Below are 13750 nucleotides of genomic sequence, written 5' to 3'. Positions count from 1 at the left end.
CAGTGGGCTTTTTCACATCAGTCTAAAAACTGCCCTCGCCTGCTGCCGCCAAGGCAATGGTCTGTCCAAATTGCATAAACGCCAGCTTGTAGGAGCGAGCTTGCTCGCGATGGACGTCAACGATACCGCGTGCTGCCTGAGTGACCGCGTTGTCCTGGCGTTTTTCGCGAGCAGGCTCGCTCCTACAGGGAGTCAGGGGTATTTCAAGGGATCCGAGAGCAAAAAAACCCACTGACCGTCTCTGGTTCAGTGGGCTTTTTTGATCCGGCAGTCTAATTAGAGAGCCATATCACTCGCAGCATTAGCCTTCGGCGCTTTCGCATCCGTATCGACAGTCACTGGCTTCACAGCCGGCGCAATCACCGCTGGCGGCGGAGTCAGTTCCAGCACCTTGGCGGTGTAGGCCCATTCTTCAGCAACCTTCTCGGGGCTGGCGTTCAGCTGGGTGCCGTAGCTCGGTACGATCTGGTGCAGTTTTGCCTGCCACTCAGGGGTCGCGACCTTGTCCTTGAACACTTTCTGCAGCACGGTCAGCATGATCGGTGCGGCGGTCGATGCGCCTGGGGAGGCGCCCAGCAGGCCGGCGATGCTGCCGTCTTGCGAAGCGACGATTTCGGTGCCCAGTTTCAGCACGCCACCGGCGGCTTCGTCACGCTTGATGATCTGCACGCGCTGGCCGGCCTGCCACAGGCGCCAGTCTACAGCCTTGGCGTTCGGGAAGTATTCCTTCAGGGCGTTGAGGCGGTCTTCGTCAGACAGCATCAACTGGCCTGCCAGGTACTCGACCAGCGGGTATTCCTTGATGCCGACCTTGGTCATTGGCCACACGTTGTGGGTGGTCGTGGTGGTCAGCAGGTCCAGATACGAACCTTCTTTCAGGAACTTGGTGCTGAAGGTCGCGAACGGGCCAAACAAGATCACGCGCTTGCCGTCCAGCACGCGGGTGTCCAGGTGCGGAACCGACATCGGTGGCGCACCAACGGAGGCTTTGCCGTAGGCCTTGGCCAGGTGTTGCTCGGCAATGGTCGGGTTCTCGGTCACCAGGAACGAGCCGCCTACCGGGAAGCCTGCGTATTCCTTGGCTTCAGGAATGCCGGACTTCTGCAACAGGTGCAGGGCACCGCCGCCGGCGCCGATGAACACGAACTTGGCGTCGGTTTCGGTCTTGCTGCCGTCTTTCAGGTTTTTGTAGCTGACACGCCAGCTGCCATCTTCGTTCCGGCTAATGTCCTGTACTTCGCTGGACAGCTTCAAGTCGAACTTCGGCGTGGTTTGCAGGTGCGCAACGAACTGGCGGGTGATTTCGCCGAAGTTCACGTCGGTACCCAGCGGGCTCCAGGTGGCCGCGATCTTCTGGCTCGGGTCACGCCCTTCCATCATCAGCGGCACCCACTGCTTGATCACAGCCGGGTCTTCGGAGTACTGCATGCCAGCGAACAGCGGGCTCGCTTGCAGGGCTTCGTAGCGTTTTTTCAGGAACTTGATGTTGTCATCGCCCCACACGAAGCTCATGTGCGGTGTGGAGTTGATGAACGAACGCGGGTTCTTCAGCACGCCTTGCTGAACCTGCCAGGCCCAGAACTGACGGGAGATCTGGAACGCTTCGTTGATTTCAACGGCCTTCGGGATCGAAACCTTGCCGTTCTCGTCTTCAGGGGTGTAGTTCAGCTCGGCCAGGGCGGAGTGACCGGTACCGGCGTTGTTCCAGCCGTTGGAGCTTTCCTGGGCGACGCCGTCGAGGCGCTCGATCATTTCCATCGAAGTGCCGGGTTCCAGCTCATTGAGCCACACACCCAGGGTCGCGCTCATGATGCCGCCGCCGATCAGCAGTACGTCGACTTTCTTGGCTTCTTCGGCCTGGGCTGTCGTCATCCCCAACGACAAGGCCAGCCCCAGCAGGGCTGTGTTCACTTTCTTAAACATCTGTAGCACCTATGATAAAACGCCATCCGCCCTTCCATCCTCATGCGCACAGCCCCGTGTTTCACGGCAGTCACGGGTGCGGCACTCAAGGATTGCGGGGTGGGCACACAAGGCCGACGAACCGCATCGACCCCACTTTAATGTCCCTTCTGAACTGACTTTTTATCTTTATTGGCTTCAGCTACTTGAGCGACAGTGATTCTGCTCGCCCGTCTCAAGGACAGGAAAACTGAATAGATCAAACCAAGTTGTCGCGAAGAATATCACGACAAGGCTTACCCGCGCGTCTGTTCCCGACCGGTTAGTCCGGGCCTGGGCGCACGGCCTTCTATACTCATCCTGTTTTTCTCAACGAGTGTGTGAGCAACAGCCATCAGCGATAGGAGCGGTCATGAGCGACAAAGACGATCTGCGCAAGTACTCCTCTCAGGTGATCGACGGCGTGGAAGCCGCACCGGCACGCGCCATGCTGCGGGCCGTGGGCTTTACCGATGCAGACTTCACGAAACCGCAGATCGGCATCGCCTCGACCTGGGCCATGGTCACGCCCTGCAACATGCACATCGACAAGCTGGCGCTCGAAGCCGAAAAAGGCGCGAATGCCGCCGGTGCCAAGGGCGTGATCTTCAACACCATCACCATTTCCGACGGCATCGCCAACGGCACCGAAGGCATGAAGTATTCGCTGGTGTCCCGCGAGGTGATCGCCGACTCCATCGAAGTGGTCACCGGTTGCGAAGGTTTCGACGGCCTGGTGACCATCGGCGGCTGTGACAAGAACATGCCGGGGTGCCTGATCGGCATGGCGCGGCTGAACCGACCATCGATCTTTGTCTATGGCGGCACCATCCAGCCGGGGGCAGGCCACACCGACATCATTTCCGTGTTCGAGGCCGTGGGCCAGCACGCACGGGGCGACATCAACGAGATTCAGGTCAAGCAGATCGAGGAAGTGGCGATTCCCGGTCCCGGTTCCTGTGGCGGCATGTACACCGCCAACACCATGGCCTCGGCCATTGAAGCCTTGGGCATGAGCCTGCCTGGTTCCAGCTCCCAGGACGCTATTGGCGCCGACAAGGCGTCGGACAGTTTCCGCGCCGGCCAGCAGGTCATGGAGTTGCTCAAGCTTGACCTCAAGCCTCGCGACATCATGACCCGCAAAGCCTTCGAGAACGCCATTCGCGTGGTGATTGCCCTCGCCGGCTCGACCAACGCCGTGCTGCATCTGCTGGCCATGGCCAATGCGGTGGATGTCGAACTGACCCTGGATGACTTCGTCGAACTGGGCAAGATCTCCCCGGTGGTCGCCGACCTGCGTCCCAGCGGTAAATACATGATGAGCGAGCTGGTGGCCATCGGCGGCATTCAACCACTGATGAAGCGCATGCTCGATGCCGGGATGCTGCACGGCGATGTGCTGACCGTCACCGGCCAGACCCTGGCGGAAAACCTGGCCAACGTGCCCGACTACCCGGCCGGCCAGGACGTGATCCGGCCTTTCGACCAGCCGATCAAAAAGGACTCCCATCTGGTCATTCTGCGCGGCAACCTCTCGCCCACCGGCGCCGTGGCCAAGATCACCGGCAAGGAAGGCTTGCGCTTCGAAGGCACGGCCCGGGTCTATCACGGTGAAGAAGGTGCGCTGGCCGGCATTCTCAATGGCGAAGTCCAGCCCGGCGAAGTGATCGTGATCCGCTACGAAGGGCCAAAGGGTGGCCCGGGCATGCGCGAAATGCTGTCGCCAACGTCGGCGGTCATGGGCAAGGGCCTCGGCAAGGAGGTGGCGCTGATCACCGACGGGCGTTTTTCCGGCGGTTCCCACGGTTTCGTGGTCGGTCACATCACGCCGGAAGCCTTCGAGGGCGGACCGATTGCGCTGGTCGAGAATGGCGACAGGATCATCATCGATGCTGAATCCCGGCTGATCACGGTGGATGTCTCCGATGCCGTGCTGGCCGAGCGCAAGTCGCGCTGGGTGCGGCCGCCATCCAAATATACGCGCGGGGTGTTGGCCAAGTATGCGAAGACGGTGTCCAGTGCATCGGAGGGGGCTGTGACCGATAAGTATCTTTAGGCCGCTGGTCCTGCGTTTTCCGGGCTATTGCCATCGCGAGCTTGCTCGCGATGGCGTCCTGTCAGGCAACCTCTACCTCAAAACCTGAACCGATCAACCGACCGCGACAGCTGCCCCGCCGAAGCCGTCCACCCGATCACCTTGCAGTCGTCACCGGTTGCTTTTGCGCCATGCCCCGCAAAGAGACCAGCAACAGGCTGACAAACGCACCGGCAACCGCGATGGCCATGTCCTTTTGCGAGTCCCAGGGATCGTTTTGCGCACCGACGAAGGCCTTCGCCGTGTCTTTGCCCAGGAAAGCCCCGCCGATCCATTCCATCAGCTCGTACAAGGCCGATGTCGACAGCATGATGTTCAGGGTCACGAAAAACAGCCAGAACCCGCGCAGCGGTGTCAGCCGCCACAGCACTTCGCGCACCGGATAAACCAGCAGCAGCCCATAGCTCAGATGTACCAGGCGGTCGTAGTGATTGCGATGAGCACCTGTCGCCCGGTCGAAACTGAAGCCCAACCACGCCGAAGACCATTGTTCGTAAGGCACCTGGGAATAGGTGTAGTGGGCGCCCAGTTCATGCACGCACAGAAACGCAAACACCAGCGTGATAGACGTCGCCGACAAGCGGAACCGCCGTGAAACCGCCACCAGCGTCCCCACCAGCAACAGCACCAGCAGGTTCTCCAGCGCCCAGTCCACCCGGCTGCGGGGAGCAAAACCCGACACCACGACAATCACCAGAAACACCATGAGCAACGTCAGGTCGTGCCGTAAACGCGGGTCAGACTGCATGGCGCAATACCTCGAAGTCAGGGCATCGCCCTTTTAACTTCGAGGTACGGTCACCGGGCAAGTTCGCTTTTTTCCTCCATCGCATGCTACGTTGTACGATGACTGATGAATACTCGAGCAGTCGTCGCGCTATCCCTACAACAACAAGGAAACACCCATGAAAAAAGCAACAGTGCTGATTGGTTTTCTGTGCCTGTTCAGCGGCTACGTCGCCGCCACCCCGGCCGCCGCGGACAAGGACGTGGCCCAGGCGGTCGACCACCTGACCCAGGCCATGCTGCACAAAGACATCCCGGAGCTGAACGCCTTGACCGCCGAGAACCTGACCTACGGGCATTCCAGCGGCAAGATCCAGGACAAGCAGGCGTTCATCGCCGACATCGAAACCGGCAAAAGCGCCTTCAAGACCCTTGAGATGCAAAACCAGACCATTACCGTCTCGGGCGATGTCGCGCTGGTCCGTCACCACTTCTCGGCGCAAGCGCTCAAAGGCACTGAGGTGGTGCCGACGGAAATCGAAAACTTCCAGATCTGGCAAAAGCAGAACGGCAAATGGCTGCTGGTAGGACGGCAGGCGTTTAAGTTCTGATTCACGCATAAACAAACCCCACCGCCGAACCAGTGGGAGCGAGCTTGCTCCGGGCGGCGTTCCGACGATAGCGTCATGCCAGTCGACATTGATGTTGAATGGACTACCGAATCGCGAGCAAGCTCGCTCCCACATTTGATCTGTGCTTGGCTGAAACTCTCAGTGCTTGCACACGGTTTACGGTGAGATGCTCATCTGGCTGGCGGTAGAACTCACTCGTCAGAACTACGTTCAAGACTCCTGGTTCAAAAGTGGTGATGCAGGCATCAACACCGTGCCCCACAGACCAGCCGCAGCCGCGCCGCCACTGAAGATGAATTGCGGCCCGGCACCGCGCTGAATCGCCTGCGCCCCGGCAGCGACGGCTAGCCAAGGCGAAGCGCAGCCTGGATGACCCAGCATTGCGTCGAGGTTGCACAATCCCGGCCTATTGACTGACATGGCGACTTCAGACAACACGCCTGCAATGGCGGCAGCCCGTCGCGCGTCGATACCCACTCGCCAAACCCGCTCGATTGATGTCGATTCAAGCGGCACCCAATCAAGCGCCTGGCGCGTAGCGTAAAGCAGGTCATCGGCGGTGGGCTTGCGCTCCTGCTCAGGGCGGTGAAGAAAGGCAATTGGCGGTAATGTGGTTTGCGTCAGACGGTTGCCAAACAACAACCCGACGGCGGCTTCCGCCGTGCCTTCAGGCTGCTGCGGCGCAAACTGCACGGCCACCACCAGCAGCATCGCTCGATCACCAATACGCTGGTCGAGCCAATAGTCCAGTGCCGCCAGCCCGCTGCCATCGACGGAACTGATGGGTTGGCGAAGGCCGGATTCGCGCCATGCCTGCTGCCAAACTCGGCGCCATTGCTTCTGCGGCAAACCGGTATCGACGTCCAGCAACAGCGCCAAAGGTTGATTACCAGGCAACTGCGCCATAGTGGGTGCAAGGTCGGCGAGCGTCTGCGCCAAAATACTCAGCAATACCGCTTCCGGGTTTTCATCTGCATCGCAAGATAAACAACTATGGCGAAGCGTCGCTCCATCCATCCTGGACGCTTGTGACTTCAGCACCGTCGCCCCACTCAGCAGAGCCTCCAGTTGTATTGCCGGTTCATCCTCAGGTGCTCGAAGCGCAGTCTGCAAGCTCACGCCCAACACCTGCTGCGATCGACGCCCCTGACGAATTTTGCGGATCAGGTCTTCTTCACGAGCTTCGTCCCAACCATCGGCGGCACCATGTTCGCCCGCGTGTAACAGCACTCGCCCGAAACCCAGTATGCACCAACCCAGGATTGGAATGCCCAAGGCCAAGCGCCAGAAGTCCGAAGGTCGCTGGGGTAATGTTTCGTCGCCGAACAACAGCGTCGTTCCTGCGCCCAGCAAACAGCTCAGCAACAACATGCCGAGCCAGAGTAAGAATCGAGGTCGTTGGGGGCGCAGTGCGAGAGGAGGAATTTTATCCAGTCTGATTGGCATGGTTAACTCACTCTCGTTTCAGTTTAGAGTTTTCATCCAACATGATGTTATCTGGTGGAAATAAAAAATCGGCCCCTCTAACTACACTATCCTCTATCTCTCTTACCGCCTCGCTAATAATTGATTTTCTTCCAAAAGAATTATCAGTGCATGTACGACTCATCACGGACCTATTCAGGCTCGTCACCTCCAAAAAGGCCTTCGCCCCTAGTGTCTCTTGCGGAACACCAAAAACATATGCATATCCTGAGGACCTAAATCCAAAATACGTTGTATATGTCGCAGCATCTACCCACCGAAAAACTGGATTTTCGCTTGAAAAATTTTTCATCAACTCAATCGTTGAACCTGTACCAAAACGATAAAATATCGTCTTACTATCAGCACTAGCACAAAAAGATAAAATTCTATTTTTTTTCTCGTCCAATCTACATGACGCAACCATGATTTCATCAGGCTCGCACAAACCATCTTTAGATTCATTTGCACTAACGCCCTCAAAAAATACAAACCAGAAAGAACAGAGCAGGAGCTTTTTCAAGTTCATGCCAAAACACCTTCAATTAACTTAAATGCAGCTTCCCTCTCTTCAAGCCCCATACTCCCTCCATTCACTACCTTTGTAACCCGCTTGACATCTTCAAGACCAAGCCCCCGCTCAGCACTGTATACTTTATATTTCAACCAAAACCACAAAGCACTCCTAATAGCGGTCGACGGATTATTAATTAGATCTGGATTTTCAACTGTATCAGGCACGCTACCATCCCAGTACCTTCCGTAATCGACCATGAAATTATGATATTTCTCGTACCCGGTAATTTGTATCAACCCTCGACCACGAAAGTTATACCCATCATCAGGGTGCGATGTTCTATTACCATTAAGCCGCTGAAAATGCCTCACCCCTATACGGCGCTGATTCGCTCTACGAACTATTATTCCGTGCGTATTTTTAGCATATCCATCTTCCTCAGCCTCTTCTGGATGGGTGCGATAATAAGAGCTAAATGATTTAAGGGTTCCCGGCGAGTATTCCCAGCTTTCAGACACACCTTTCATCGATGGCCCTACTTCTCCTTTGATTTGAGCAAAAAAATGACATTGCCGTAGTCTAGTGTCCAACTTGAACTCAGTCAGACGGCCATTAATCTCCCCTACCACAACCTCGATATCACTCGCGCTAGCCAATGGAAATATCTTTTTCAACTGCACTGAACTAAGCGCTAGAGACTCAGTTGACGAGAAATGACCTACTAGTCCAATCGGATGAAAGTGATACGCACTCCCCCAAGAAGGCAACCCCACTTTTTCCGCGACGTCCCTCCACCACCCCAACTGCGCAATCCGCTGCTTCTCCGCCAGCCAGTGCAGATGCGGCGTCGAGCCGCTATGACCGAGCAAATCATCCAGTGCGTCCCAGACCTTCGGCTGGTGAAACCACTCGCTTTCCTTGTACAGGATCATTTGCGCAATCGACTGCGCATGAGCCGGACGCTCAAGGGCCGCTTGCAGTTCAGTGGCTGTCATCTTGCCGTCGCGGTTGCGATCGATGATTGCGTACAACCGGCTTTTCATCGGGCCCTTGTCGTCTTTTTCGGCAATGGGACGATAACGCTCGCGTTGCGCGTCGCTGAAACCGTTGATGGCGCTGAGAAAGGAGGCCAACAAGTGTTTGGGTCTGCTGTAGTCGATGATGACGCCATAGCCTTCCCAAGCCCACGGACTGACCCAAGATGTTACGCCTGTCTCTTCACACACCCAGCCATCGAGCAGACGGTTGTCGGCGTCGTGGAGCAAATTTTCCAGGCGATACCAAGTGCGGGCTTTGCGCGTCGGGGTCGCGGGCACCTGGATTTTTCGGTCTGCCGGAAGATCATCGAGCAACTTCTTGGGGACCAGCAAATCGGCAGCACTGAGCGGGCTGGAAGCACTCGACACCTGCAATAGTGCAGCGGTGGTATTTCCTTCAGGCGCCACCACGGGTGTGCCCTTGGCGAACTTCAGCCAGGTCCTGTCTTTCTCCGGCAGGCGTTGGGCCCAAGCCCGACTGGCGTCGATGAACGCCTCGACGTCGTCGCCACTGAAGGTTTCCAGGTGCAGCTTTTTTTCCGGCTGATTCGCGTCGCCATCCTGATAGAGGCCGAGATGGCCGATCAAGTCTCCAGCCTTGATCGCCACGGGCTCGTCAAGCACCACTACCTGATCTGTCGCTAGCGGCTCAATGGCACCGTCCAGCGAATCAAAATGCACATACTGGTTGATGCGTTCGAGCTTGCGAAACTCGCCTTCGCCACTGACCGTGACCTCTGATTCAGCCGCTAAATTAAAAATCACGTTGTCAGGATCGGATATCACCGGTTCGGCGCGGACGTTGACTAACTTCTTCGTCGAGCTGATGCGGGTCTTTTCGAGATTCGGGTGCCTGAGCACTCGGGTAGAGAGATAGCCCTTGATCGAGCCATCGGGGTTGAGCAGCTTGGCCGGTCCCAGACTGCTCTCCAACTTGCGGAACTCTCCCGTGCCGCTGATGGTGACCTCGGCGCCTCGCGGCAGAAAATCGATGACCTGGCCATGCCACCTGTTGAGCACGCTCAGGCCACGCTGCTCAGGCTGGCCGGAGAGCATGTCATTGGCCGTCTGCTTAACACGAAAAGTTCGGCGCTCGGGCCAGAATGCCGGGCGTGCGATGGTCGAGTCTTGCTGATACTTCGCCCAATCCTGCAAATGCAGGTAGAGGCTGTAGAAGGTCAGGCTCGGTGGAATGTCCGTGCTGCCATCGATCTTCGGTGGCTGAAGGCGATGGCGCACCAGGACGAAATTGCGCGAGAAGGGTTTTTCGACGGTTTCTTTGACGAAGTAGCCTGTGGTCGGCGATTTTGTGTCGATGCGGTAGGCCACCACTTCACCGTCGGCCAGGCAGTGCACACTGGATTGATCGAGGGTGCCAGCAGTACCGCTGTCGAAATGCACGCCGCCGTGAAACAGGCCGTTGCGGCCAATCGGATAGTAACCAGCGTTGGCCTTGGCCAGGTGGGTCAGTCGCTGCAGTGGATCGCCTTTGCCCTTGAACGGATGGCACCAGTTTTTCAGGGGTTGCAGCGTGGAAGCATAGGATTCCGAGGGTGCGGGGATGGTTTCGGTATCGGGCGCCGGGGCGATCGGTCGCTCAAATCGAGGTTCCTTACGGTTGTCGTGAAATCCAAAAAGTCGGGAAAGCAAACTGACCATGTTGAGTGTTGCTCCTTGTTCTGCGGAAGAAATCAGGCAGATAAATCCGCCAGTCCCGGGGACTTCTGGATGGGTTACGAGGAGGCCTCATGTCCACCCTCGTTCAAACGCTCGACAGCTTTCTAGAAGCTCATAAGGGTTAAAATAGGAAGCGTCTGATATGCGCGTAGGACGCGTCCTGGTGTTGGGGTGTCGGATCTGTAGGAGCTTTTTTACGGGACTCGCTCCGAAAGAAGAGCCGAGCAAAGGCAGATTGACGAACACCCGCTCTGCTCTTCACCATTCAACAGGCCGAGCGTTAGCTCGCCTGCCGCTCTTGATCCACCCGCCCCCTCGGCAGGCTGAGTGGAGGTGTTCATCCGGGGAATGGCGCGCAGCGCCGTTCGACGCAGTCGAACTCATTGCATGCAGGTCGAGCGAAGCCGACCGGAGGGCAATGCCCCCGGATGAATGCCGGAGCGAAGGAACCCCGAGCCCTGGCGAGGGGCCGGACGTTCGGGGCGAGCGCTTTTTTTGCTTACTTTTCTAAGGCGCTTGTTAAAAAAGTGAGTCGCCGTAAGGGCCAGCCCTTTCAAGGTCTTCGTTTAGAATCCCCCCCAAAACTCCAGTCAGGACGACGAGACGATGTGGACAGAGGTTCTAGCGCGGTTCGAGAAAAAAGCACCGGCCAGTGTCATGACCAAGTTGGTGCTGGAGCAGGCCATTGCGGCCGAGTGGGTTGATCAGGTGTTCGAAGAGCATCGTCAACGGCAGTACCCGCGTGAGCTTTTGTTTTCGACCATCGTTGAGCTGATGTCCCTTGTTTCACAGGGTTTGCGACCTTCGCTGCATGCCGCCGCGCGGCAGATGGATGATCTTCCTGTCAGCTTGGCGGCGCTCTATGACAAGGTCAGCCGCACAGAACCCGCACTGCTGCGCGCTTTGGTGACCGGCAGTGCACAGCGTCTGGCGCCGACGATTGAAGAGTTGGGCTGTTCAGCCATTTTGCCCGGCTGGCAGCTGAGGGTTGTTGACGGTAACCACCTGCCGTCCACCGAAAAACGTCTGGGGGCTTTGCGCCGTGAACGAGGTGCCGCCCGACCGGGTTTTTCGGTCGTGGTTTACGACCCTGATCTCGACCAGATCGTCGACCTTCAGCCCTGTGAAGATGCTTACGCCAGTGAGCGTGTCAGCGTGCTGCCGTTGCTGGAAAAAGCCACTGCGGGCCAGCTGTGGATGGCTGATCGGCTCTATTGCACGCTCCCGGTTATGGAGGCCTGCGAAGATACCGGAGCTTCCTTCATCATTCGTCAGCAAAGCCATCATCCACGCCTGATTCAGGAAGGCGACTGGCAAGAGCCGATCACTGTCCCAAGCGGAACCGTGCGTGAACAGACCATTGAGCTGAAGGGTGGACGCCGCTGGCGGCGGGTCGAGCTGAGCCTGCAAACTCCGACCGAATCGGGTGACACCACGCTTCTGTTCTGGAGCAACTTGCCCGACGCCATCAGCGCTGAACAAATCGCCGATTTGTACCGTCGTCGCTGGTGTATCGAAGGCATGTTCCAGCGGCTGGAGTCGGTACTGGAAAGTGAGATCGAAAGCCTTGGCAATCCAAGAGCGGCCTTGCTGGGGTTTGCTTCGGCAGTGCTGGCATACAACGTGTTATCAGTGCTCAAACGCAGTGTTGAACATGCTCATCGCGAAACTCAGCCCGAAGGCTGGGAAGCTTCGACTTACCACTTGGCGATACAAGTACGCAGTGGTTTTGAGGGTATGCAGATCGCATTGCCAACGGAGTATCTGCCCATCACACGACCCTCAGAAAGACTGGCCCAGCGCCTGCTTGCACTGGCCAGAAACATCCAGCCCAAGCAGGTCGAAAAAAGTAAACGAGGCCCGAAGGTGCCCAAATCCAAAGAGTGGCTTGCGGGCAAGGCCGCGAATGCCCACGTGTCGACGGATCGGGTGCTCAAGGCCGCCAAAATCAAAAGACCTTGAAAGGGCTGGCCGTAAGGGCGAAACCCTAAGTCGCCGTTACTGAAGCAACGGATATGTACACCGTCAACAAAAGACAGGCTGACTGTCAGGCCACCTTCGCGAGCAAGTCGGATCGCCGCACCGCCGCTCCCACCATTGGATCGGGTACATCGGTAATATCAGGTCGGCTTACAGGCAGTTGCTCCCACAAGGGGATAAGCGGTGGTCAGCTGCCCTTCCATTCCCGTGGGCTGAGCCCGGTCTTGCGGCGAAACGCCCGGGCCAGCGCCGAGGGGCTTTCGTAACCGACTTCCTCGGCAATCAACGCAATTGGCCGGCCCTCGCGCAAGCGCTTCTGCGCCAGGCTGATGCGCCAGCTCACCAGGTAATCCACCGGCGTCTGCCCGACCACCCGACGAAAATGTTCGGCGAAACTGGCCCGCGACATGTTGGCGGCGACCGAGAGTTCGGCCACGCTCCAGGCCTTGGCCGGGGTTTCATGCATCAGGCTCAGGGGCCGCGCCAGGCGCGCATCGGCGAGGCCGGCCATCATGCCCGGTTGCTGGCCACCCGTACTCAGAATGTGTCGCAGCAACAGAATCACCAGCAGTTCAAACAACCGGTCCATGACGGCTTCACGTCCGCATGTGCCGTCAAACGCCTCGTTGAACAGCCATTCCAGAGTCCCGGCCAGTGCCGGGATTTCATCGAGCTTAAGCACCAGGTAATTAGGCAGTGCCGCCGCCAGGGCATTGCCCGCGCCGCCGTCGAAATCCAGGGTCGCGCAGACCAGTTGCGTGCCGGACGCTTCTGAAGCGAACAGGCGATGCCGATAGGGTCGGGGGAAAAATATAAGGGTCGGTTCGGTCAGTTGCAGATCCGGCTGATCCCCCAACCTGAGCAGCAACTCACCCGCCTGAAGCAGGTGCAAATGACCGCTGACCTGTTGGCCGTCGAAGGCGGAGGTACCGCAAAACGTGCCGCTATGGAACGTGCCGGCATTGACGCCAAAGTGTGTGAGCAACGTGGACAAGCGATCCATGACAAGGCTCCCGAAGGCAGTTCTGGACGATCTGTCGCATATCCTCGACGATTTGCACCCAACAAGCCAGGCGTTCTCCCTAACATCAGCTCCGTACCCAGCGCATTCCGCGCTTCACACCACGGAGTATCACCATGACCCGCATTGCCCCGATCAGTCTGGAACACGCCACCGACGCCACCCGCCCGCTGCTGGAAGGCGTGCAGAAGAAAATCGGCTTTTTGCCCAACGTCTTCAAAGTATTGGCCCACGCCCCGGCGGTGCTGGCCTCGTACCTGCAAAACTCGGCCGCACTGGGCAAGACGTCCTTAAGCGCCACGGAAAAAGAAGCGGTGTCCCTGGCTACTTCGCAGGTCAACGGCTGCGACTACTGCCTGGCCGCTCACACGCTGTTCGCCGGCAAGGCCGGGCTGTCGAAGCAGGACATCCTCAGCGCACGACACGGTGAACTAAACGCCATAGCCACCCTCGCCCGCCAGATCACCGAAAGCCGTGGCCACCTGACCGTCGAACAGATCGCCGCTGCGCGTGCCGCCGGTATCGACGACGGCAAGATCATCGAAGTGATCGCCCATGTAGCTTCGCAGACATTGACCAACTACCTGAACAACGCAGTGCTGACCGACATCGACTTCCCGGCCATCGATGCCTGAGCCCATCTAGCGTAAATCCAGTCTG

10 protein-coding genes are annotated in these 13750 nt (G+C 57.9%); 4 read left to right on the top strand and 6 right to left on the bottom strand.

What is annotated here, in order from left to right; genetic code table 11:
- Positions 1-276: 276 nt before the first annotated feature.
- Entirely contained in the window at positions 277-1923 is a 1647-nt protein-coding gene (gene mqo, locus AC3WTM_RS20000) for a malate dehydrogenase (quinone) (RefSeq protein WP_102672520.1), read from the bottom strand.
- 391 nt (positions 1924-2314) lie between these two features.
- On the opposite strand from mqo, the gene ilvD reads away from it, so the two are divergent.
- Complete coding sequence (ilvD, locus tag AC3WTM_RS19995; RefSeq protein WP_102672519.1) at positions 2315-3997, top strand: dihydroxy-acid dehydratase; 1683 nt, start codon at positions 2315-2317, stop codon at positions 3995-3997.
- Positions 3998-4133: 136 nt separating this feature from the next.
- Here ilvD and AC3WTM_RS19990 read toward each other — a convergent pair whose 3' ends face one another.
- Positions 4134-4784, bottom strand: coding sequence for a DUF2238 domain-containing protein (locus AC3WTM_RS19990; RefSeq protein WP_102672518.1), 651 nt, complete (start codon positions 4782-4784; stop codon positions 4134-4136).
- A gap of 157 nt (positions 4785-4941) precedes the next feature.
- Between AC3WTM_RS19990 and AC3WTM_RS19985 the strand changes: the two genes are divergently transcribed.
- Positions 4942-5373, top strand: coding sequence for a nuclear transport factor 2 family protein (locus AC3WTM_RS19985; protein WP_102672517.1), 432 nt, complete (start codon positions 4942-4944; stop codon positions 5371-5373).
- 231 nt (positions 5374-5604) lie between these two features.
- On the opposite strand, the gene AC3WTM_RS19980 is transcribed toward AC3WTM_RS19985, so the two are convergent.
- The 3 genes from AC3WTM_RS19980 to AC3WTM_RS19970 are packed head-to-tail and all read right to left on the bottom strand — an operon-like array spanning position 5605 to position 10071.
- Positions 5605-6840 carry a hypothetical protein gene (locus AC3WTM_RS19980; RefSeq protein WP_102672516.1) on the bottom strand — a complete coding sequence of 412 codons (1236 nt, stop codon included), beginning with the start codon at positions 6838-6840 and terminating at the stop codon, positions 5605-5607.
- 7 nt (positions 6841-6847) lie between these two features.
- The gene (locus AC3WTM_RS19975; protein WP_146023733.1) at positions 6848-7387 is read right to left on the bottom strand and encodes a hypothetical protein; all 540 of its coding nucleotides are present in this window, start codon (positions 7385-7387) and stop codon (positions 6848-6850) included.
- On the bottom strand, positions 7384-10071 hold the full coding sequence (locus AC3WTM_RS19970; RefSeq protein ID WP_102672515.1) for a glycoside hydrolase family 19 protein: 2688 nt from the start codon (positions 10069-10071) through the stop codon (positions 7384-7386). The genes AC3WTM_RS19975 and AC3WTM_RS19970 overlap by 4 nt, the downstream gene beginning before the upstream one ends.
- Positions 10072-10746: 675 nt before the next feature.
- Between AC3WTM_RS19970 and AC3WTM_RS19965 the strand changes: the two genes are divergently transcribed.
- Positions 10747-12051 carry an IS4 family transposase gene (locus tag AC3WTM_RS19965; RefSeq protein WP_102672530.1) on the top strand — a complete coding sequence of 435 codons (1305 nt, stop codon included), beginning with the start codon at positions 10747-10749 and terminating at the stop codon, positions 12049-12051.
- 205 nt (positions 12052-12256) lie between these two features.
- Here the strand turns inward: AC3WTM_RS19965 and AC3WTM_RS19960 are convergent, their stop codons facing one another.
- Positions 12257-13072, bottom strand: a complete 816-nt coding sequence (locus AC3WTM_RS19960) for an AraC family transcriptional regulator (protein ID WP_102672514.1) — start codon at positions 13070-13072, stop codon at positions 12257-12259.
- 134 nt (positions 13073-13206) lie between these two features.
- Between AC3WTM_RS19960 and AC3WTM_RS19955 the strand changes: the two genes are divergently transcribed.
- Entirely contained in the window at positions 13207-13725 is a 519-nt protein-coding gene (locus AC3WTM_RS19955; RefSeq protein WP_102672513.1) for a carboxymuconolactone decarboxylase family protein, read from the top strand.
- The last annotated feature ends 25 nt before the right edge of the window (positions 13726-13750 follow it).

The sequence above is a fragment of the Pseudomonas sp. EU05-FHT14B02 genome (genome assembly GCF_058791055.1).
Note: the sequence above shows the minus strand (reverse complement) of the source record. Positions and strands in the feature narration are given on the sequence as shown.

Excerpts from the sequence above, each read along its gene's own strand:
- mqo (WP_102672520.1), bottom strand. The coding sequence starts at position 1,923 with ATGTTTAAGAAAGTGAACACAGCCCTGCTGGGGCTGGCCTTGTCGTTG.
- ilvD (WP_102672519.1), top strand. The coding sequence starts at position 2,315 with ATGAGCGACAAAGACGATCTGCGCAAGTACTCCTCTCAGGTGATCGAC.
- AC3WTM_RS19990 (WP_102672518.1), bottom strand. The coding sequence starts at position 4,784 with ATGCAGTCTGACCCGCGTTTACGGCACGACCTGACGTTGCTCATGGTG.
- AC3WTM_RS19985 (WP_102672517.1), top strand. The coding sequence starts at position 4,942 with ATGAAAAAAGCAACAGTGCTGATTGGTTTTCTGTGCCTGTTCAGCGGC.
- AC3WTM_RS19980 (WP_102672516.1), bottom strand. The coding sequence starts at position 6,840 with ATGCCAATCAGACTGGATAAAATTCCTCCTCTCGCACTGCGCCCCCAA.
- AC3WTM_RS19975 (WP_146023733.1), bottom strand. The coding sequence starts at position 7,387 with ATGAACTTGAAAAAGCTCCTGCTCTGTTCTTTCTGGTTTGTATTTTTT.
- AC3WTM_RS19970 (WP_102672515.1), bottom strand. The coding sequence starts at position 10,071 with ATGGTCAGTTTGCTTTCCCGACTTTTTGGATTTCACGACAACCGTAAG.
- AC3WTM_RS19965 (WP_102672530.1), top strand. The coding sequence starts at position 10,747 with ATGACCAAGTTGGTGCTGGAGCAGGCCATTGCGGCCGAGTGGGTTGAT.
- AC3WTM_RS19960 (WP_102672514.1), bottom strand. The coding sequence starts at position 13,072 with ATGGATCGCTTGTCCACGTTGCTCACACACTTTGGCGTCAATGCCGGC.
- AC3WTM_RS19955 (WP_102672513.1), top strand. The coding sequence starts at position 13,207 with ATGACCCGCATTGCCCCGATCAGTCTGGAACACGCCACCGACGCCACC.